This window comes from Pseudomonas sp. C8002 (genome assembly GCF_013385765.1).
Lineage (GTDB): Bacteria > Pseudomonadota > Gammaproteobacteria > Pseudomonadales > Pseudomonadaceae > Aquipseudomonas.
This window is the reverse complement of sequence record NZ_JACAPJ010000007.1, coordinates 415,349-434,681: the sequence shown is the minus strand read 5'-3', so window position 1 is coordinate 434,681 and position 19,333 is coordinate 415,349. Positions and strand designations below refer to the sequence as shown.

The following is a 19,333-nucleotide window of genomic DNA, read 5'->3' as shown; positions in this document are numbered from 1 at the left end:
CTTGCCAGGGTTGCCCTGATCAGGCCGGGAACAGCTCGCTCAATTTCATGGCCAGCATCATGTCGCCTTCAGTGCGCAGTTTGCCGCCCATGAATGCCTGCATGCCGTCGGTTTCGCCGCTGACGATGCCTTTCATGGTGTCGCCGTCCATCACCAGGGTGACTTGGGCGTCCGGGTTTTCACCTTCCAGCAGTTCGCAGGTGTTGTTTTTCACGACCAGCGAGAAGTTCTGGGTGTCGTCGATACGGAAACCGAACACCAGGTCCAGGCCGTCGGCAGCGGCTGGGTTGAATTTGGCTTTCATTGCTTCTACGGCTTTAGCTACGTCAGTCATGGTTTCGATCCTTTTATGGTGAGTCCAGTGACCTTGGGGTCACGGTTGGCCGCAATTCATCGGAAAGTGATGAGCTGCGGCGCCTTCAACAGTTGCAAGTGGGTATGGCTGTTGAAGGAAGCCAGTGCCACCTCGCGACCACGGAATTTCAGTTGGTTGAGCGAGGTGTTAACAATTTGCCAGTTCAGTTCGAAGGCCTGTGCGGCAGGCATTCGGGTAATCAGGTGGAGCAGGGCCGTAATGGTGCCGCCGGAGGTGAACACGGCGATCTTGTCACGGTTGTCGGCGGCTTCGAGGATGCGTTGCAGGCCACCCTGAACACGTTCGACAAATCCCAGCCAGCTTTCCAGGCCCGGCGGGTCGTAGGTGCCGGCCAGCCAGCGTTCGATGATCAGGGAAAAGATGCGCTGGAATTCGCCACGGTTTTGCGCGGCGTTGCGCAGGATATGCAGGGCTTCGGGTTCGCTGTGCAGCAGGTCCGGGAGCAGGGCGCGGATGATCGCCTCGGCGTCGAACTCGTTGAACGCGCTGTCGATTTCCAGCGTGGGTACCGGCAGGCCGAGGGCGCTGTATTGTTCGAAGGCGGCGGTGGCGGTGTGCTGCTGGCGGCGCAGGTCGCCCGACACGCAGCGGTCGAAGCTCAGGCCCAGTTCCGCCAGGTGGCGGCCCAGCACTTGCGCCTGTTGCACACCGATGGGCGACAGCACGTCGTAGTCGTCTGCACCGAAGGAGGCCTGGCCATGTCGAATCAGGTAAATGCTGCCCACGTCCGTTTTCCCGGTACGTTGAAAGTCTGGCGAGGTTATGAGGATGCCGGGAAGCTGTCAATGAAAAAACATACGCTTGTTTTAAAAGGTCGTTAGAGGCCCGCTGCTGGCGGTTTGATCACTGGCCCCATGGCGGTGGCGTCGGTATGCTTGGGCAATCCGCGCCTGGCGCACTGCACTTGTAAGGAGTCACATGGATTTTCTGGCCGAGTACGCTACTTTCCTGGCTAAAACCGTCACCCTGGTCGTCGCTATCCTGGTGGTGCTGATCAGTTTCGCCGCACTGCGCAGCAAAGGCCGCCGCAAAGCTGCCGGCCAGTTGCAGGTCAGCAAGCTCAATGACTTCTACAAGGGTTTGCGTGAGCGCCTGGAGCAGACCCTGCTCGACAAGGACCAGCTCAAGGCCCTGCGCAAGTCTGAAGGCAAGGCCGAAAAGAAGAAGGGCAAGAAGAAGCCAGAAGCCAAGCCACGGGTGTTCGTGCTGGATTTCGACGGCGACATCAAGGCCTCGGCCACTGAAAGCCTGCGCCATGAAATCACGGCACTGCTGAGCCTGGCCACACCCAAGGACGAAGTGGTGCTGCGCCTTGAAAGCGGCGGCGGCATGGTTCACAGCTACGGCCTGGCGTCGTCGCAACTGGCGCGTATCCGCGAGGCGGGCGTGCCGTTGACCGTGTGCATCGACAAGGTCGCGGCCAGCGGCGGCTACATGATGGCGTGCATCGGCGAGAAGATCATCAGCGCACCGTTTGCCATCCTTGGCTCGATTGGCGTGGTGGCGCAGTTGCCCAACGTCAACCGCCTGCTGAAGAAGCACGACATCGACTTCGAAGTGCTGACCGCCGGTGAATACAAACGCACCCTGACGGTGTTTGGCGAAAACACCGAGAAGGGCCGCGAGAAGTTCCAGGAAGACCTGGACATCACCCATCAACTGTTCAAGAACTTCGTGTCGCGCTACCGCCCGCAGCTGGCGATTGATGACGTGGCCACCGGCGAAGTCTGGCTGGGTGTCGCGGCGCTGGACAAGCAACTGGTGGACCAGCTGCAAACCAGCGACGAATACCTGGCGACCAAGGCCAAGACCGCCGAGGTGTTCCACCTGCACTATGCCGAGCGTAAAAGCCTGCAGGAGCGGGTGGGCCTGGCGGCCAGCGGTTCGGTCGACCGGGTGCTGCTGACCTGGTGGAGTCGGCTGACCCAGCAGCGTTTCTGGTAACAATTCCAGCTGACGTTCGAAGATCAAAATGTGGGAGCGGCGGTGCGACGATTCGACTTGCTCGCGAATGCGGTGGATCAGTCACAGATGTATTGACTGACCCACCGCATTCGCGAGCAAGCCCGCTCCCACATTGGGTCGTGGTGGTCGCATTATCGAGTCAGTAAAGAGGCCTGCGGCACCGCCGGTATGGGATGCCGCATCAACGATCCCACCACCAACGCCCCCAGCAAACCCAACAACCCCGCCACCCATAGCACCACGCTGAACCCGCCGACGAACGCCTGCCGCGCCAGTGGCTGCACCGTGTCCCGCGCGGACTCGGGCAGCAACGCCATGGCCGCTGGCATATCGCCAGCCACTACCCGTGAAGCAATCCCTGCCGCCTGTTCCTGCCACTGGGAGCCGATGCTCGTGTGCAGCAACTGTTCGCTATGGCTGCTCAACAACGCCCCATACACCCCGATCGCCAACATGATCGCGCTGAAGCGCATGGTGGTGCTCATGCCCGACGCCATCCCCGCGCGGTCCCGTGGCACGCAAGCCATGATGTTTTTCTGCGTATCGCCATTGAGCAATCCCGCGCCGGCCCCCGTGACGGCAATCGCCAGGGCGAACGGCAGATAACCACCGATATTGACCGCCCAGGCACTCAGCAGGTTGCCGCAACCCACCAGCGCCAGCCCTGTCGCCATCAGAGTGGCCGGGGCAAAGCGGCCGGCCAGGCGTGCGCCTATCCGCGGACAAATCAACATGGTCAAGGCAAACGGCAACATGCCCAGCCCGGAGGCAATCGCGGAGAACCCCAGGCCGTTTTGCAGATAGAACGGCAGCAGCGTCATCATCACCTGGGCACAGCCGGCGTAGGCGAACATCCCCAGCAGTGCGCCGATAAAGCGCGGGTGCCTGAACAGTTGCAGGTCGACCATGGGCCGCTGTTGCAGGCGTTCGGCGAGTACAAAAACACCCAGCAACGCAGCGCCTCCCAGCAGCCGCGCATAAGTCAGCGGGTTGTCCCAGCCGATACGGTTGGCTTCGATCAAGCCCCAGATCAGGCACAGCAGGCTGGCACTGAAACTCAGGCTGCCCCAAGGGTCGAGCCTTGCAGCCTGGGCATCGCGGGATTCCGGAATCGCGTGCAGCACCAGTCCCATCAGCACCAGGCCGACCGGCAAATTCAGATAGAAAATCCAGCGCCAGCCCAGGTATTGGGTAATCAACCCGCCGAGGGTCGGTGCGGCGGTCATCGCCACGCCCATGCACGCGCCCCAGAAGGCCCAGGCCTTGGCGCGTTCCACTTCGTCATGGAAGGTATGGCCGATGGAGGCCAGGGCCGAGGTCAGCAGCAGCGCTGCGCCGACACCTTTGACGGCGCGAGCGATATCCAGGAACAACGCACTCGGCGCCGCACCGCAGCCGAGGGAGGCGAGGATGAAAATACCCAGGCCCCAGACCAGGGTCTTCTTGCGGCCAAAGCGGTCGGCAATGCTTCCGGCCGGCAATAACAGGGCGGCGAAGGCCAGCATATAAGCGCTGACCACCCATTCGATATCGGCAAAATTCGCCCCCAGGTCCCGGGCGATGCTCGGCAGGGTCACGGCGACGATATTGGTGTCGAGCACGATCAGCGAACAGACCCCGGAGGCGGTCAGCAGCGTCAGGCGCGGGCTGACCTTGCTCATGGCTGCACCGAAGCCACCGCCGCGAGGGCGATCTCGTCATCGTGGGCCGGAGTATCTGCGCTGATGCCGATGGCGCCCACTACCTGGCCTTCAAGGATGATTGGCTGGGCGCCCTTCATCATCAACAGGCCGGCGGTGATGGCTGCCGGGCGGCCATTGTTGATGGCGTTTTCCAGGTCCCCGGACGGCCGCTTGAAGAGCGCTGAAGTGCGCGCCTTGCCTTGGGCCAGCTCGATACCGGCCACCACGGGAGCGCCATCCATGCGCAGCGTCAGGATCGGCCAGCCACCGTCATCGACGATGGCCACGGCGCAGGGCCAGCCCTTGTCGGCGGCGACCTTGCGCGCGTGTGCGGCGATCTGCTGGGCCGTTGCCAGGCTCAGGATTGCCTTGTGGGCAATGCTTGCGGGGGCTTCTGCGGCCAGCGCTGCGGGCACGGTGCAAAGACCGGCAAGCACCAGGACCAATGATTTGACGAACATGGGAAAGCCTCTCTACTGTGAACGTACCGCGAGCTTATCCCCGGCAGGTGGCGTCCTTGTTAGGCGCCATACAGAACTTCATTACCTTTGAGCTAATCCTGTGATGGAAATACGTCATTTCCGCTACTTCCTGGCTGTTGCCCGGCAACGCAATTTCACCCGTGCTGCCGAACAGCTGGGTATCGCGCCGCCGACCCTGAGCCGGCAGATCCAGGACATGGAAACCACCCTCGGTACGCGCTTGTTTATCCGCCGCCAGCGCGAGGTCAGCCTGACCGAGGCGGGCGCGGCCTTGCTGATCGAGGCAGAGGCCACCGTGCGCCAGTTCGAGTTTGCCCAACGCAATGCCCAGCGCGCCGGGCGCGGCGAAATCGGTCATATCGAACTGGGTTATGTGGCGTCGGCGGTGTATTCGGGGTTGTTGCAGCGCCAGGTGCAGTCGTTCTGCGCGAACTGCCCGGACGTGAGCCTCAGCGTGCGCGAGAGCCCCATGGCGGCGTTGCCGGGGCTGGTGGCGGAGGGGCGTTTCGACATTGGCTACATTCGTTCGCCGATGACCTTGCCTGATGGGGTCGAAGCGGTGCGGTTGAGCAGTGAAGGGTTTGTACTGGCGTTGCCCCAGGATTCGTGGCTGCTGGGGTTGAAGGCAATCAGTTGCGAGCATCTGCAGAACGAGACGTTTATCTTGCCCGAGCAGATCAGCGGCACGCTGCACGTGGCGGCGCAGGGTGGTTATGCGCCGCGACTGGGGCCACAGCCGGGTGGGTTGGTGGCGGTGATTGCGTTGGTGTCACTGGGGCAGGGCGTGGCGGTGGTGCCGGAGTCGGTGGTGGGGCATGTGAGCTTGCCGAATGTCGTGTACCGCAGCATTGAAGGCAGCGAGGCGTCGTCCTGGTTGTCGCTGATTTACCGGCGCTTTGAAAAGGCGCCGGCGGTGGCGCGGTATATAGAGCAGGTGAAGCAGGTAGCCAGGTTGAAGGTTTGATCGCGGCGGGTTAGGTGCTTCACGGGTTAAGTGTGTTGCTGCCTTCGCGAGCAAGCCCGCTCCCACCTTCGACGGCATTCCAAAGATGGAACTCGGTCGAAGGTGGGAGCGGTCTTGCTCGCGAAGGGGTCATTTCAAGCACTACACCAACCGCGGTTGAACCGAATCCGCCAATCGCGTCAGTATCAAGCAGCACGATACCGCTCCGGCATCCAGCACGCCCAACGAGCGCTCGCCCAGGCGGCTGGCACGCCCAATCTTCGCCACCAGATCCCTGGTGGAATCCCGCCCCCGCGAAGCAGCACTTTTCATCGCCTCCAGCGCATCGCTGAATGACGCTCCTGACCCATGGGCCTGTTCAAACGCCTCCACCGCCGGAATCAAGGTGTCCATCAAACACTTGTCACCCACGCCGGCTTCGGTGATGTCCTGCAACGAGGTCAGCCCGCCCCGCAGCAAATGTGCAAAGGTCGCCGCGTCAATCTGTTCGCTGCCGCGCACCTCATCCGCCATGCCGATAAACAGGCTGCCATACAACGGCCCCATGGAGCCGCCGATGCCTTCCATCAGGCTCAGTGTCAACTCATCCAGGGCTTCGGCCAGGGTCAGCTGGCGGCCTTCAATCGTGCGCCCGCAATGGGCGAACCCCTTGGCCATGTTGATGCCGTGGTCGCCATCGCCAATGGCGCCGTCGACTTCGCTCAGGTATTCGCGGTTGGCAACGATCACGCTCACCAGGTCGGCGACGATGGCGCTGCCGTCGTGGGTGGAGAAATGCTGGCTCATGGTTTAGTCCGCCTGGGTCATGCCGATGGAACGGCAGGGTTGGTCGATCAGGGATTTCAGCTCGGCGTCCAGGCCCAGCAAGGTCAGGGTCACGCCCATCATTTCCAGGGAGGTGAAGTAGTTGCCCACGTAGCAGCGGTGAATCTTCAAGCCCCTGGCTTGCAGCTGACGTTCAACCTCGGCGTAGAAAATGTAAAGTTCCATCACCGGCGTCGCACCCAGGCCCGAGACCAGCACCACCACGCTGTCGTCCTGGCTGAAGTCGCGGTCGGCGAGGATCGGTGCGAGCATGCGGGCCGCCATGGCCTCGGCGGATTCGATCGGGATGACTTCAATGCCAGGCTCGCCGTGATGGCCGATGCCCAATTCCATATGCCCGTCGGGAATCTGGAAGTTCGGCTTGCCCACCGCTGCGATGGTGCAGGGCGTGAGGCCGATGCCGATGGAGCGGCAGTTATCGACTGCCTTCTGGGCAACACGAATCACCCCGTCCAGGTCGTAATGCTGGGCCGCGGCCGCACCGCCGACCTTCCACATGAAGATCTCGCCTGCCACGCCGCGACGCTTGGCGATGTCGGCCTTGGGCGCCGAGGCCACGTCGTCGTTGGCGACCACGGTGCGGATGCGCATGTCCTTGCTGGCGGCCATCTTCATCGCCAGCTTCACGTTCATGTTGTCGCCGGCATAGTTGCCGTACAGGCACGCCACCCCGGCGCCGTGGTCGGCGGCACGGAAGGCGTCGAAGAAGCTTTTGGCGGTGGGCGAGGAGAAGATTTCGCCGACGGCCACGGCGTCTACCAGGCCGGGGCCGACGTAGCCAAGGAAGGCCGGTTCATGGCCGGAACCGCCGCCGGTCACGATGCCCACCCGGCCCTGTGGTGACGGCTTGGCCTTGCCGATCACCCGGGGATTGGTTTCGTATTGGCGCAGCTCGGGGTGCGCGACCAGAATACCCCGCAGCATGTCCTCTACCACCTGATCCGGATCGTTTATCACTCGATTCATAACGCGGTTTCCTGTGTTCTTGTTCTTGGTGTGGGAGCCGGGCTTGTGTGGGAGCTGGCTTGCCTGCGATTGCATCGGCTCGGTGTCACAGATAGACCGAGGCGTCTGCATCGCAGGCAAGCCAGCTCCCACAAAAAGCCTAAGCCCGGCGCCCGCAGGGTTTTGTGTTATTGGGCCAATCAGGGTTCCAGGACGACTTTAAGCGACTTGTCCCCGCGCTCCATCACCGCAAACGCTTCCTTGAAGTCCGCCAGGGCAAACTTGTGGGTCACCACGTCGCGCATGTCGATCTTGCGGTTGCCGATAAAGTCGATGGCGCGCGGGTACATGTACGGGCCGAGGTGCGAGCCCAGCACGTCCAGTTCCTTGCGGTCACCGATGATCGACCAGTCCACCGTGGCCTCGTCGTTGAACACGCTGAATTCCACGAAGCGCCCCAGCTTGCGCAGCATCGCCAGGCCCTGGTTCACCGCCTTGTGGTGCCCGGTGGCTTCGATGTAGATGTCGCAGCCGTAGCCATCGGTGATCTCGCGAATCTTCGCCATCACGTCGACTTCGGCCGGGTTCCACACTTCGTCCGCGCCCATGCGCAGGGCGAGGGCAGCGCGTTCGGGTTTCATGTCGAGCACGATGAGCTTTTTCGGGTTGCGCATGCGCACCGCACCGATGATCCCCAGGCCCAGGGTGCCGGCGCCGGCCACCACCACGATGTCGTCGAAATCCACATTCGCCCGTTCCGCCGCGTGCAGCGAACAGGCCAGGGGTTCGATCAGGATGGCTTCGTCCGGGGCAATCGAGTCCGGTACTTTGTGGATGATGCCTTCCTTGGTGAAGATCATGTACTGGGCCATGGCGCCCTGGACGTTGTTCTGGAAACCGTACAAGTCGTGTTTCTGGCACATCCAGTACTGGCCGTGGTTGCAGAAGCGGCAGCCCCAGCACGGCACGATCTGTTCGGAAATCACCCGGTCGCCGACCTTCACCCCGCGCTTTTCCGCGCCGGGGCCGAGGGCGACCACGCGGCAGACAAACTCGTGGCCGGGAATCATTGGTGGCTTCACGTAGCGCGGCTGCTCGGCGTCGCCCCAGAACGAGGGCGCGCCGCGGTAGGTCTTGATGTCGCCCATGCAGATGCCGCACAGCTCGACCTTGGTGAGGATCTCGTCGGGGCCGGGCGTCGGCACATCGACGGTCTCCAGGCGATAGTCTTCGGGGCCGTGACAGACCACGGCCTGCATGGTTTTCGGAATGACGGGGGACAGTTGTTCGGCAGTGCGTTCGGTAACGGTAGACATGACGATAAACCTCACGACAAAAGATCAATTACTGGATGCTGTAGCCACCGTCGATCACCACGTTTTCCCCGGTGATCATCTGTGCGGCGTCGCTGAGCAGGTACAACGCCAGCCCGGCGATTTCTTCCGGCTGGGCAAAGCGGCCCGCCGGGATCTGCAATTTGGCCCGTTCCCCCAGCTCGCCCGCCCAGGCCTTTTTACCGAGGGCGGTTTCGACGATGGTCGGGGAGATGGCGTTGACGTTGATGTGGGGCGCCCATTCCATGGCGAGCACCTTGGTCATGCCGACCACGGCGGCCTTGCTGGCGCAGTAGGCGACGTGACGGTCCAGGCCGATCACCGCCGCTTGGGAGGCGAGGTTGACGATGCGCCCGCTGCCCTGGGCAAGCATGTGCCTGGCGCAGGCCTGGGCCACGAAGAAACTGGCCTTGAGGTTGATGTCGAGAGTGGTGTCCCAGGCGTTTTCACTGACGTCCAGGGCCTTGTCCAGCAGGGCCACGCCGGCGCTGTTGATCAGGTAATCCAAGCGTTTGAAGTGATCGAATACGTAATCGACGGTGCTGTGCACCTGGTCGAGTTGGCGCAGGTCCACGGCGATGCCGATGTTCCCGGCGCCGAGGCTGGCGGCGACTTCGACCACGGCCGGGTCGCGGTCCAGCAGGGCCACCCGCGCGCCGCGTTCCACCAGCAGGCTGGCACAAGCCAGACCGATCCCGGCGGCCCCGCCGGTGATCACGGCGCAGCGGCCGGTGAGGTCGAAGGCTTGATTCCAGAATCCAGACATGAACATGACTCCATTTTTCAGATCGGTGGAGATCCAATGTGGGAGCGGGCTTGCTCGCGAAAGCGGTGTATCAGGTGGCACATCTGTTGAATGAACCACCGCTTTCGCGAGCAAGCCCGCTCCCACACTTGACCGGGTTTCAAGTCAAAACTTACTTCGTACCGCTCACCTGCTGGTACAGCGCATCCGCATTCGCATTGGTCACCGGCACCCACGGCAGGATGTAGTTCCTGGCGGTGCCGTCACCCCATTTCACGTCCTTGCCATAACGTTCCCAGATCACCGACTGCGGCTTGTAATCCTTGCCGGCCAGCGCCCGCAGCGCCACATCCAGCGCGCCTTGAGACTGGGCCTGGGCATCCTGCAGGAAGGTGGTCACTTCATCTTTCTTCGCCGCCTGGATCGCATCCGGCATGCCGTCGATGGACGTCACCGGCACATCCTTGGACGTCAGCCCATGGGACTTCAACGCCTGCACCGCACCGAGGGCCATGTCATCGTTTTGCGCGATCACCCCGTTGATGCCCTTGGGGTGTGCGTTCAGCCAGTCTTCGGTCAGGGCCAGGGCCTGGGCGCGGTCCCAGTTGGCGGTTTTCTTCTCGATGATCTTGATGTCCGGGTGCTTGCCCAGTACTTCCATCTCGCCCTTTTCGCGGTCGATCTGCGCCGACTGGCCAATCGGGCCCTGGATGATCACCACGTTGCCACGGCCCTTGAGTTTGTCGACCATGGCCTGGGCCTGCAGGCGACCGCCTTCCACGTCATCGTTGCCGACATAAGGCACGTTGGCGTCCGCCACCTTGGTGTTGGAGGCGATCACCACCACGTCGTTGCTCATGGCGGCCTTCACGGTGCCGACGCCGGCCTTGGTGTCGATCGGCACAAACAGGATCGCGTCGTAGTGCTGGGTCACCATGTTTTCAATCTGGTTGTTCTGGGTCAGTGCGTCATAGTTGCCGTCGAACACGGTCAACTGCACGGTGCCGTCCTTGACTGCGGGGTGTTCCTTCAGCTCGCGCACCCAGTTCTGCATGAACTGGCCCTTGAGCCCGTACACGGCGGCGCCGATCTTGTAGGTCTTGCCATCGGCGGCCAGGGTGACACTGCTGGCGAGCAGGGAGAGTGCCGCGACGGCGGCCAAAGTCGTACCAGGTTTCATGAGAGAACTCCGTTATTGTTGTAGTGGTAGTTTTCAGAACTAGCGTTTCTTCTTGCGCCACACGTCAATCAGCACTGCGAACACGATGATCAGGCCCTTGGCGACCTGCTGGTAATAGGAGGACACGCCGAGCAGGTTCAGGCCGTTGTTGATCACGCCGATCAGCAATGCGCCAAACAGCGTGCCGACAATCGTGCCGGTACCGCCCGACAGGCTGGTGCCGCCGATTACCACGGCGGCAATCGCATCCAGCTCATACGAGGTGCCGGCCTGGGGCAGGGCAGAGGTGGTGCGCGCCGACAGCACCACACCGGCCAGCCCGGCGAGCAGGCCCGAGACCACGTACACCGAAAACATCACCTTGCGCACGCCGATCCCGGAGGTGCGCGCGCTCTTCTCGTTGCCACCCACCGCGTACACATAGCGGCCGTAGGTGGTGTAGCGCAGCACCATCCAGAAGATCAGCGCGACCACGGCGAAGATCACGATCGGCACACCGATAGGGCCGATCTTGCCGATACCCAGCGCCAGGTAGGCGTCGGGCAGGTCAGTGATCGGGCTGCCGTCGTTCAAGATGAAGGTCATGCCCCGGGCAATACTCAGCATGCCCAAGGTCGCGACAAAGGGCGGGATCGACAGGTTGGCGACCATAAAGCCGTTCACCACCCCGAGCATCGCCCCGGCGAACATCCCGGCGCTGACTGCCGCGAGCACGCCATAGCCCTGGGTCGCGACCATGGCGCTGCACAGCCCTGCAAAGGCCAGGATCGAGCCCACCGACAGGTCGATGCCCTTGGTCAGGATCACGTAGGTCATGCCCACGGCGAGGATCCCGTTGATCGAGGTCTGGCGCAGGATGTCCATCCAGTTGCGCCAGGTCATGAAGTATTCGCTGGCGAAGGCCATCACCAGGCACAGGAGGATGAACACCAGCGGCAGGCCGAAGCGGTCGAGGGACAGGCGCAGGCGGCTGCGGGGTGCGGTCGTGACGGGGGCGGCTGCAGGTGTAGAAAGTGATTTGGCATTCATGAGGCAAGACTCAACAAGGCTTCCTGGGAAAGGGCGGTATCGCTGCTGATGGTCACCAGCCTTCCGCCTTTGAACACGGCAATACGGTCACTCAGGTGCAGCAATTCCGGGGCTTCGGACGACACCACAATCGCCGCGCCGCCGGCGCGCACGAACTGGTCCAGCAGGTGATAGATCTCCTGCTTGGCGCCTTCGTCGATGCCCCGGGTCGGCTCATCGCACAGCAGGCAGATCGGCTGGGTCGACAGGCATTTGGCGAGCACCACTTTTTGCTGGTTACCGCCGCTCATGGATTCCACCGGCAGGTCCAGGGAAGTGGTCTTGATCTGCAGGCGCTTGACCATGTCCTGGGCCAGTTGGTTTTCCTTGCGGGCATTGATCAGCGACCAGCTCGACAGCTGCTTGTAGGCCGACAATGCAATGTTCGAGAGGATGCTGCCGCTGAGCACCAGGCCGCTGTCCTTGCGGTCTTCGGTGACCAGTGACATGCCGGCCTGGATCGTTGCCTTGGGCAGGCCGATGGGCATCGGTTTGCCTTGCAGGGTCACGCTGCCGGAGTCCGGCGTGGTGAGGCCGTAGATGCAGTTGAGGAATTCGCTGCGGCCCGAGCCCATCAGCCCGTAGATGCCGAGAATCTCGCCCTGGCGCAGTTGCAGGCTGATGTCCTGGAACTCGCCGGCGCGGCTCAGGCTGTCGACGTCCAGGCAACATTCGGCGGCGCATTCGCGGCCGACCTTGTGGTCGATGCGGGTCAGTTCCTGGCCCACGATGCCGCGCACCAGGTGGGCGCGGTCGATATCGGCCATGCGCCCGGTCTCAACGAAGGCGCCGTCGCGAAAGATGCTGTAGTCGTCGGCAATCTGCGCCAGTTCACTGAGGCGGTGCGACACATAGATGATGCCGGCACCACGGGCGGTGAGGCGGCGGATGGCCTTGAACAGGGTTTCGGCCTCGCGCTCGCCGATGGCCGAGGTGGGCTCGTCCATGATCATCACCTGGCAGTCGTGGCTGAATGCCTTGGCGATCTCCACCAGCTGGATCTGCGCCACGCTCAGGCGATGCATGGGGCTGGTGGCGTCGACGTCGAACTCCAGGCCTTCCAGCAGTTCGCGAGTGCGCCGGTTGAGCTCCTTGCTGTCGACGATGCAGCCGGCGCGGCGCGGTTCGCGGCCCAGCCAGATGTTTTCGGCGACGGTCATGTAGGGAATGGGTTCCAGCTCCTGGGTGATCATCGCGATCCCCGCCGCGAGTGCTTCGCTGGGGCGGTTGAACTGGACGGGGGAGCCGTTGAGCAGGATGGTCCCGGCGTCACGCTGGGTGATGCCCATCAGGATGCTCAGGAAAGTCGATTTGCCTGCGCCATTGCCGCCGCACAGGGCGTGGACGCTGCCGGCCCGCAGAGAGAGGCGCCCCTCACGCAGGGCAGGAATCCCGGCGTAAGCCTTGGCGACGTGTTCAGCCTGGAGCAGTAATGGCGTGGCCATCGGCGTGTCCTCGTGCTGTGAATTCTTATTAGGTCGCACAGTCATGTTTCGCTGTGAGCATATGTGTATCAAATGAAATTCTGATCAGTCAATCTCTTTCACTGAAAAGTTGTAAATGGATGGATTTGCGCAAAGTACGCCGGTTTAGAGGGCTTTGACTGGAAGGTCAGCTAAATCCTGCTTGACAGGGCGACTGGAATATCCGAGAAATGACTGAGCTAAATTTCACAGAGTGATCATATGATCACTCTCCAGCACCCAAAACGGCAGCGGAGCCAAACGCCATGAACACACCTTTCCCGGTGGCTATCGGATGCGATGAAGCGGGTTATGAGCTCAAAGAACTGTTGAAGCGCCATATCGAGGCGCTGGGTTACCCGGTGACGGACTTCGGCACCCATTCCACGGCGCCGGTGCTGTACCCGGACATTGCCCTGGCGGTGGCCACGGCGATCAATGCCGGCGAGCAACGCTTGGGCGTTCTGGTGTGCGGCACTGGCATCGGCATGGCCATCTCGGCCAACAAAGTCCTGGGGATTCGTGCGGCCCAGGCCCATGACACCTATTCGGCGGAGCGGGCACGCAAGAGCAACGATGCGCAGATCCTGTCCATCGGTGCACGGGTGATCGGCGCGGAACTGGCCAAGAGCATCGTCAAGTCGTTCCTGGAGTCGGAGTTCGAAGCCGCGCGTTCCGGGGCCAAGGTCGACCGCATCAACGCGATCGAGCGTGACGGGCATCAGTAGTGGACGGAACGGGGCAAGAGTCGGGAGAATGCGCCTTTGACACCGAAACGGAAGCCCGTGCCCATGAGTGACAGTACCCAGCGCATCGCCAGCGACATCGACCTGATGACCGAAGTGGCAATGCTCTATTACCTTGAGAACGTCACTCAGGAAGCCATCGCCAAGCGCTTCGACCTGTCCCGGGCAAAAGTCAGCCGCCTGCTCAAACGCGCACGGGATGAAGGGATTGTCGAGGTGCGGGTGTTGCAGCACCCGGCGATGAACAACGAGCTGGAACAGGCGCTGGTGGAGCGCTTCCAGCTGGACCGCGCGTTGATTGCGGTGGACCACAGCGACCCGGACACCCAGCGCTCGGCGGTGGCGAGCCTGGTGGCCAACTACCTGAACAAAACCCTCAGTGACGGCATGATCGTCGCGGTCGGCATGGGGCGTAACGTCGGTGCGGTGGCCGATAATGTGTTTTTGCCGGTGACCCGCAACTGTACGTTTGTGTGCGCCATTGGCGGTTCGCTCAAGGCGGGTGAATACATGAACCCCGACCACATTTGCCGGCGCCTGGCCCTGCGGTTTGGTGGCGAGAGTGAAAGCCTGTACGCCCCGGCGCTGGTGGCCAACCCGGAACTGCGTGGGGTGTTGATCAGCAACGATACGGTGCGTTCCACGCTTGACCGTGCCCGCCGTGCGGACATGGCGTTGATCGGCATCGGTGACATGAGTGAAAACAGCAACATGGTGCGCATGGGGTGGTTTTCGCCCCAGGAAATTGCACAGGCGCGGTTGTCCGGCACGGTGGGGGACATGATGGGTTATGACTTCATCGACATTCATGGCCAGCCGGCGGTCAACGCGATTCAGGGGCGGGTGATCGGGTTGACGGTGCAGGAGCTGTTTCGGATTCCGGATGTGGTGGCGATTGCCAGTGAAAACACCAAGGCGGCGGCAACGCTGGGGGCGTTGCGTTCGGGAGTGATCAATACCCTGGCGACCACGGTGACCAATGCCCATACCATTCTGGCGCTGGATGACGCGACGCGTAAAAGCTGACACCGCCGATAGTCCAGGCCCTGAACATCACCTGTGGGAGCTGTCGAGCCTTGGCGAGGCTGCGATGGCATCACCGCGGTATGACTGGAGTACCGAGTTGTCTGCATCGCGGACAAGCCCGGCTCCCACAGTTGACTGCCTCAGGGTTTCCACACCTGCACATCCTGCGCATCCACCGCCTTGGGCAACAACCCCGCCTTGAAGAACGCATCCGCAATTTTCTGCTGTTCCCCCAACTGATCCAGCGTCACCGGTTGCACCTCATAGCTGCGATGAGCATTGGCGGCCTCGACAGTCTCCACATCCAGGTTGCCCCACAACGGCCCCAGCACTTTCGCGGCATCACGCGGGTGGCTTTTCACCCACTCGCCAGCCTGATGCAACTGCTCGTACACCAGCTTCAGCACTTCGGGATGCGCCTGGGCATAGGGCGTACCCGTCAGGTAATAGCGCTTGTAACTGGCCAGCCCGGTACCGTCCGCAAGGGTGCGGGTGGGCAGTTGGCGCTGCACGCTGGTGAGGAACGGTTCCCAGGTGACCCAGGCATCAACCTTGTTGTTTTCAAATGCAGCGCGGCCATCGGCGGGCGTCAGGTACGCCGGCTCGATATCGGAGAAGGCCAGCCCCGCCTTGTTCAAGGCTGCGATCAATAAATAGTGAGTGCCGGCGGCCTTGGTCACGGCGATTTTCTTGCCTTTCAAGTCCGCCAGTTGCTGAATCGGCGAGTCCTTGCGCACCACGATCGCCTGGGCTTGAGGCGAGGGCGCTTCCTGGGCGAAGTAGGTGAGCTTGGCCTGGGCGGCCTGGGCGAAGATCGGTACGGTGTCGGCCACGTCAGCGCTGATATCCACGTTACCGACGTTGAGTGCTTCCAGCAGCGGCAGGCCACTGGGGAACTCGTGCCAGGTGACGTCTATGCCGTCGGCCTTGAGGGCTTTTTCCAGGGTGCCCTGGGTTTTCAGCAAGGTGATCAGGGTCGAGGATTTCTGGTAGCCGATGCGTACGGTTTCCTCGGCCTGAGCGTTCAGGGCGGTGCAGAGGCCCAGTGTGGCAAGGCCTGCGATGAAAAGGCGATGGAGCGAAAACTGGGGCATGGCGTGCTCGACTCTTAATGGATTAAGGTGAGCTTATTGTTCTAAAAAACATTCGATAAATAATTTTTCGATCTTAGCTTAGGCCTTTATCGGGTGCGCCGTTCGCGGCCTTTCAGCGTCAGGATGAAGGAGGGCGGTATGCAGTTGTATGTTGTTCGTCACGGCGAAACTCAAGCCAATGCCGAGGGGCGTTACCAGGGCTCGCTGGACATTGATCTCAACGAACGGGGCGTGCTGCAGGCGCGGGAGTTGCGGGAAAAATTGCCGGCGCAGATCGACGCCGTCATCGTCTCGCCGCTGCGCAGGGCTCAGCAAACGGCGGCCATTGTGTTTGCGGATGATGGGCTGCAACTGCCTACGCTGGATGCGTTTCGTGAGCGCGGCGTGGGGGTGTTTGAGGGACTGACCCAGGCGGAGGCGGCGCAGCGTTATCCCGACCTTTGGGCGCAGAATATTACCCGGCAATGGGAGCGGGCACCCACGGACGGTGAGTCAATCTCGCAGTTCGTCGAGCGCATCCGGGGCGGATTGAATCAGTTGCTGGTGAACCATGGGCAACAGGTGGTGGTGCTGGTTGCCCATGGGGTTGTCGCCAAGGCGATTCGCGCATTGGTTCGCGATGATTTCTCAGACTTCTTCGCCTGGCAGTTGCGCAATGGCGAAGTGCTGAGCCTCAACATCGACGCAGAGCCCAATGTGGCGAGGGAGCTTGCTCCCGTTGGGGTGCGAAGCGCCCCCTGGTAGGCCGCTGCGGTCTTTCAGGATGGGCCGGTCAATGCTTTTGGGGTTGCTGCGCAACCCAGCGGGAGCAAGCTCCCTCGCCACAGTGTGGGTGTGAGTCATGTCTACAGGGGAACGCTCAACGCCTGCGCAAACGCCTGGGGCGTAGGGCTTTCCGGCCAGGTCGGAACACCCTCCGCCAGCGTTACCCACGGCTGCTTGTGCCGCAGCCAGATATGCGCCACCGGCTGCACGGACGGGCTCTCATCCAGTGTCCCGACCCGCAGCACAACCAACCCCGGCGCTGCCGTCGTGGTGTTGCAGATCCGCGTATGGCACACCCCGCACAACCGATGTTCCGAGCGCTGCCCATCAACGTCATAGGCATATTCCGTCAGCGAACCTTCAACCTGCAGCGCATCCGCCGGCAACAGCGCATGCAGGGCAAACGCGCTGCCGCTCCAGGTCTGGCAGTGGCGGCAATGGCAGGCATACACCGCCAGCGGCGCGTCGGTATCGAGGGTGTAGGTCACGCGGGTGCAGCGACATTGGCCCGTGAGTGTCATCAAAAACGATCCTGTGCAAAGTGAGGGCGAAAGCCCCATCGGTTATGCTCGCCAGCATGCCGCAGCCCCCGAACAAAGAACATCCGCCAAAACTGCCCAGCGGCTCACAGGAAATGTATGAACGCCCCGCAACTCCAATGGGAAACCCAGCGCGCCTTCCTCGCCGTGTTGCGCACCGGCAGCCTGTCGGGCGCGGCCCGTTTGCTGGGGATCGCCCAGGCCACTGCGCGGCGAAGGATCGAGGCCCTGGAGCAGAGCGTCGGGGTCAGCCTGTTTATCCGCTCACCCGCCGGGCTGTTGCCCACCGACACGGCCAAGGACCTGATCAGCCACGTTGAAGCGATGGCCGTTGCCGCCAACGCCTTCAGCCGCGCAGCCTCGGCCGACACGGCGCTCGCCGGCGGCACGGTGCGGCTCACCAGCGGCAAGCTGCTGGGCGTTGAAGTGCTGCCGCCCATGTTGCGCAGCCTGCGCCGTGATCATCCGCAATTGGCCATCGAACTGAGCGTATCCAATCGGCTGCAGGCACTTGCCCGGCAAGAGGCCGACGTCGCCGTACGCATCCGTCGCCCGGTCGAATCCATGGTGGTCGCGCGCAAGGTCGGCGACCTTCACGTAGGGTTGTACGCCGCGCCCGAACTGTTGGCAGAGCAGGGCACGCCGGACACCGTTGCGCAATTGCACGGCTACCCGCTGATCGGGCCGGACCGCAACTTGCTGGAGATCGAATTCCTGGGTGAGCGCGGTTTCGACTGTTCGGCGCCCAGTACGGTGATTCGCACCGACGATCACCTCGCGCAGTTGGCCGCTCTGCGTGCGGGGCTTGGGATCGGCGTGTGTTCAGCCCAGGTGGCACAACGTCACGGGCTGGTGCGGGTGTTGCCCGCGCAGGTGGATTTCAAGGTTGACGTGTGGATCGCCATGCATCAGGACATGCGCAAGGTCCCGCGCATCGCCGTGGTGTTCGATGGCTTGGGCGCGGCCCTGACGGACTTCTTTCAGCCGCGATAACGCAACGCGTCAACCAACAATGCAAATGCGGGGGAGGCCGTGCGGGCCATTCGCCCCGGCGACACGGTATGGATTGCACCCGGTGTCAAGCATTGGCATGGCGCCACGGCGAACACCGCCATGACCCATATCGCGATCAACGAAATGCTCGACGGCAAGGTGGTGGACTGGATGGAGCAGGTCAGCGACGAACAGTACGCCGCGCAGTAATCGGTCTCACCGCCGCAACTGCGGCTCGCCTTCAATGCAGCTCACCAGAAACTCCATCACCACCTTCACCGAAGGCGAGCGGCGCATATCCGGATACACCGTCAGCCAGATATCGCGAACCGGGCCTTCGGTGTTCGTTGCCAACCGCACCAATGCCGCGTCGTGATCTCCCACCAGCGTGGGCAATACCACTGCACCCACCTGGGCCCGGGCGGCCATTTGCTGGGTGATCAGGTCGCTGGCGGCGAAGGCAATCGTGCGGTTGCCGCGCACCTGGTGCATCCACGCCTGTTGGGGCAGGTGGTCGCGGGTGGCGTCATAGGCAATGAATGTCCACTGTTCAGCGGGTAACTGCTTGAGCTCGGGCGTGGCATAGAGCCCGAAACGCACGGCGCCGACCTTTCTGCGTACCAGCGCTTCCTCATCGGGACGCACCGTGCGCAGGGCAATGTCGGCTTCGCCTTTGTCGAGGGCGGCCAGCGTCGTCGAGGACATCAACACGATATTCAGCTTGGGATACTGCGCCCTGAACCGTGCGACATGGGGCGCGATGCAGTGGATGGCAATCGACGGCGGGCAACTGACCCGCACGGTGCCGGCCACTTCGATCGAGGCCACGCGGGACAGGCGCATCACTTCTGTGGCCATCTCGCCCATGCCGGCCGCCAGCTTCGCCAGTGCCAGGCCTTCCTCGGTGAGCGGCCGGCTGCGGGGCAGGCGATCCACCAGTTTGACGCCGAGGGCTTTTTCCAGGGCATCGACGCGCCGGCCAACAGTGGCGTGTTCCACCTGCAGTTCGCGGGCGGCAGCCGACAGTGATTGGGTGCGCGCCAGCACGGTGAAGAAATACAGATCCTGCCAGTCGAACATCGGGTTATTTTCGCACGGAGGGTGGGAGGTATTGGGGAATTCTCGTACAGAGTAGCGCCTT

At 62.4% G+C, this 19,333-nt stretch carries 20 protein-coding genes and 1 pseudogene; 7 read left to right on the top strand and 14 right to left on the bottom strand.

Annotated elements, in window-relative coordinates; translation table 11 throughout:
• Nucleotides 1-19 precede the first annotated feature (19 nt).
• Entirely contained in the window at nucleotides 20-334 is a 315-nt protein-coding gene (locus HX814_RS13400) for an SCP2 sterol-binding domain-containing protein (RefSeq protein WP_087694874.1), read from the bottom strand.
• Nucleotides 335-390: 56 nt separating this feature from the next.
• A complete protein-coding gene (locus HX814_RS13395) occupies nucleotides 391-1,101 on the bottom strand; it encodes a histidine phosphatase family protein (RefSeq protein ID WP_177008649.1) in 711 nt (236 codons plus the stop codon).
• A 193-nt stretch (nucleotides 1,102-1,294) separates the two neighbouring features.
• Between HX814_RS13395 and sohB the strand changes: the two genes are divergently transcribed.
• The gene (gene sohB / locus HX814_RS13390; protein ID WP_008434663.1) at nucleotides 1,295-2,320 is read left to right on the top strand and encodes a protease SohB; all 1,026 of its coding nucleotides are present in this window, start codon (nucleotides 1,295-1,297) and stop codon (nucleotides 2,318-2,320) included.
• A gap of 152 nt (nucleotides 2,321-2,472) precedes the next feature.
• Here sohB and HX814_RS13385 read toward each other — a convergent pair whose 3' ends face one another.
• Entirely contained in the window at nucleotides 2,473-4,002 is a 1,530-nt protein-coding gene (locus HX814_RS13385; RefSeq protein ID WP_177008648.1) for an MFS transporter, read from the bottom strand.
• The gene (locus HX814_RS13380; protein ID WP_177008647.1) at nucleotides 3,999-4,484 is read right to left on the bottom strand and encodes a heme-binding protein; all 486 of its coding nucleotides are present in this window, start codon (nucleotides 4,482-4,484) and stop codon (nucleotides 3,999-4,001) included. Before HX814_RS13380 ends, HX814_RS13385 begins: the two co-directional genes overlap by 4 nt.
• A 103-nt stretch (nucleotides 4,485-4,587) precedes the next feature.
• On the opposite strand from HX814_RS13380, the gene HX814_RS13375 reads away from it, so the two are divergent.
• Nucleotides 4,588-5,469: a LysR family transcriptional regulator gene (locus tag HX814_RS13375; RefSeq protein ID WP_177008646.1), complete on the top strand. Its 882-nt coding sequence runs from the start codon at nucleotides 4,588-4,590 to the stop codon at nucleotides 5,467-5,469.
• Between the two features lie 141 nt (nucleotides 5,470-5,610).
• On the opposite strand, the gene dhaL is transcribed toward HX814_RS13375, so the two are convergent.
• The 7 genes from dhaL to HX814_RS13340 form a co-directional block, all read right to left on the bottom strand.
• A complete protein-coding gene (gene dhaL, locus HX814_RS13370) occupies nucleotides 5,611-6,255 on the bottom strand; it encodes a dihydroxyacetone kinase subunit DhaL (RefSeq protein WP_003215682.1) in 645 nt (214 codons plus the stop codon).
• A 3-nt stretch (nucleotides 6,256-6,258) separates the two neighbouring features.
• Nucleotides 6,259-7,260: a dihydroxyacetone kinase subunit DhaK gene (locus HX814_RS13365; RefSeq protein WP_177008645.1), complete on the bottom strand. Its 1,002-nt coding sequence runs from the start codon at nucleotides 7,258-7,260 to the stop codon at nucleotides 6,259-6,261.
• 179 nt (nucleotides 7,261-7,439) lie between these two features.
• Nucleotides 7,440-8,555, bottom strand: coding sequence for an erythritol/L-threitol dehydrogenase (locus HX814_RS13360; protein ID WP_008434653.1), 1,116 nt, complete (start codon nucleotides 8,553-8,555; stop codon nucleotides 7,440-7,442).
• Between the two features lie 28 nt (nucleotides 8,556-8,583).
• Nucleotides 8,584-9,339 carry an SDR family oxidoreductase gene (locus HX814_RS13355; protein ID WP_087694869.1) on the bottom strand — a complete coding sequence of 252 codons (756 nt, stop codon included), beginning with the start codon at nucleotides 9,337-9,339 and terminating at the stop codon, nucleotides 8,584-8,586.
• A gap of 151 nt (nucleotides 9,340-9,490) precedes the next feature.
• The gene (locus HX814_RS13350) at nucleotides 9,491-10,498 is read right to left on the bottom strand and encodes a substrate-binding domain-containing protein (protein WP_087694868.1); all 1,008 of its coding nucleotides are present in this window, start codon (nucleotides 10,496-10,498) and stop codon (nucleotides 9,491-9,493) included.
• A gap of 39 nt (nucleotides 10,499-10,537) precedes the next feature.
• Entirely contained in the window at nucleotides 10,538-11,527 is a 990-nt protein-coding gene (locus HX814_RS13345) for an ABC transporter permease (protein WP_003215711.1), read from the bottom strand.
• On the bottom strand, nucleotides 11,524-13,011 hold the full coding sequence (locus HX814_RS13340) for a sugar ABC transporter ATP-binding protein (protein ID WP_003215714.1): 1,488 nt from the start codon (nucleotides 13,009-13,011) through the stop codon (nucleotides 11,524-11,526). Before HX814_RS13340 ends, HX814_RS13345 begins: the two co-directional genes overlap by 4 nt.
• A 284-nt stretch (nucleotides 13,012-13,295) precedes the next feature.
• Here HX814_RS13340 and rpiB point away from each other — a divergent pair, with 284 nt between their 5' ends.
• Nucleotides 13,296-13,757, top strand: a complete 462-nt coding sequence (rpiB, locus tag HX814_RS13335; RefSeq protein ID WP_003215716.1) for a ribose 5-phosphate isomerase B — start codon at nucleotides 13,296-13,298, stop codon at nucleotides 13,755-13,757.
• 63 nt (nucleotides 13,758-13,820) lie between these two features.
• Complete coding sequence (locus HX814_RS13330) at nucleotides 13,821-14,801, top strand: sugar-binding transcriptional regulator (RefSeq protein WP_003215718.1); 981 nt, start codon at nucleotides 13,821-13,823, stop codon at nucleotides 14,799-14,801.
• Between the two features lie 140 nt (nucleotides 14,802-14,941).
• Here HX814_RS13330 and HX814_RS13325 read toward each other — a convergent pair whose 3' ends face one another.
• Entirely contained in the window at nucleotides 14,942-15,895 is a 954-nt protein-coding gene (locus HX814_RS13325) for an aliphatic sulfonate ABC transporter substrate-binding protein (RefSeq protein ID WP_102368795.1), read from the bottom strand.
• Nucleotides 15,896-16,033: 138 nt separating this feature from the next.
• Between HX814_RS13325 and HX814_RS13320 the strand changes: the two genes are divergently transcribed.
• Nucleotides 16,034-16,639, top strand: coding sequence for a histidine phosphatase family protein (locus HX814_RS13320; protein WP_003215723.1), 606 nt, complete (start codon nucleotides 16,034-16,036; stop codon nucleotides 16,637-16,639).
• A 101-nt stretch (nucleotides 16,640-16,740) separates the two neighbouring features.
• On the opposite strand, the gene HX814_RS13315 is transcribed toward HX814_RS13320, so the two are convergent.
• On the bottom strand, nucleotides 16,741-17,181 hold the full coding sequence (locus HX814_RS13315) for a GFA family protein (RefSeq protein WP_177008644.1): 441 nt from the start codon (nucleotides 17,179-17,181) through the stop codon (nucleotides 16,741-16,743).
• Between the two features lie 117 nt (nucleotides 17,182-17,298).
• Between HX814_RS13315 and HX814_RS13310 the strand changes: the two genes are divergently transcribed.
• Nucleotides 17,299-18,192, top strand: coding sequence for a LysR family transcriptional regulator (locus HX814_RS13310; protein ID WP_177008643.1), 894 nt, complete (start codon nucleotides 17,299-17,301; stop codon nucleotides 18,190-18,192).
• 30 nt (nucleotides 18,193-18,222) lie between these two features.
• Nucleotides 18,223-18,402, top strand: a pseudogene (locus HX814_RS13305) (cupin domain-containing protein); the annotation flags it as partial.
• Nucleotides 18,403-18,408: 6 nt separating this feature from the next.
• Here HX814_RS13305 and HX814_RS13300 read toward each other — a convergent pair.
• Nucleotides 18,409-19,272 (bottom strand): LysR family transcriptional regulator, encoded by an 864-nt coding sequence (locus HX814_RS13300; RefSeq protein WP_177008642.1) that lies wholly within the window; start codon nucleotides 19,270-19,272, stop codon nucleotides 18,409-18,411.
• Between the last annotated feature and the right edge of the window lie 61 nt (nucleotides 19,273-19,333).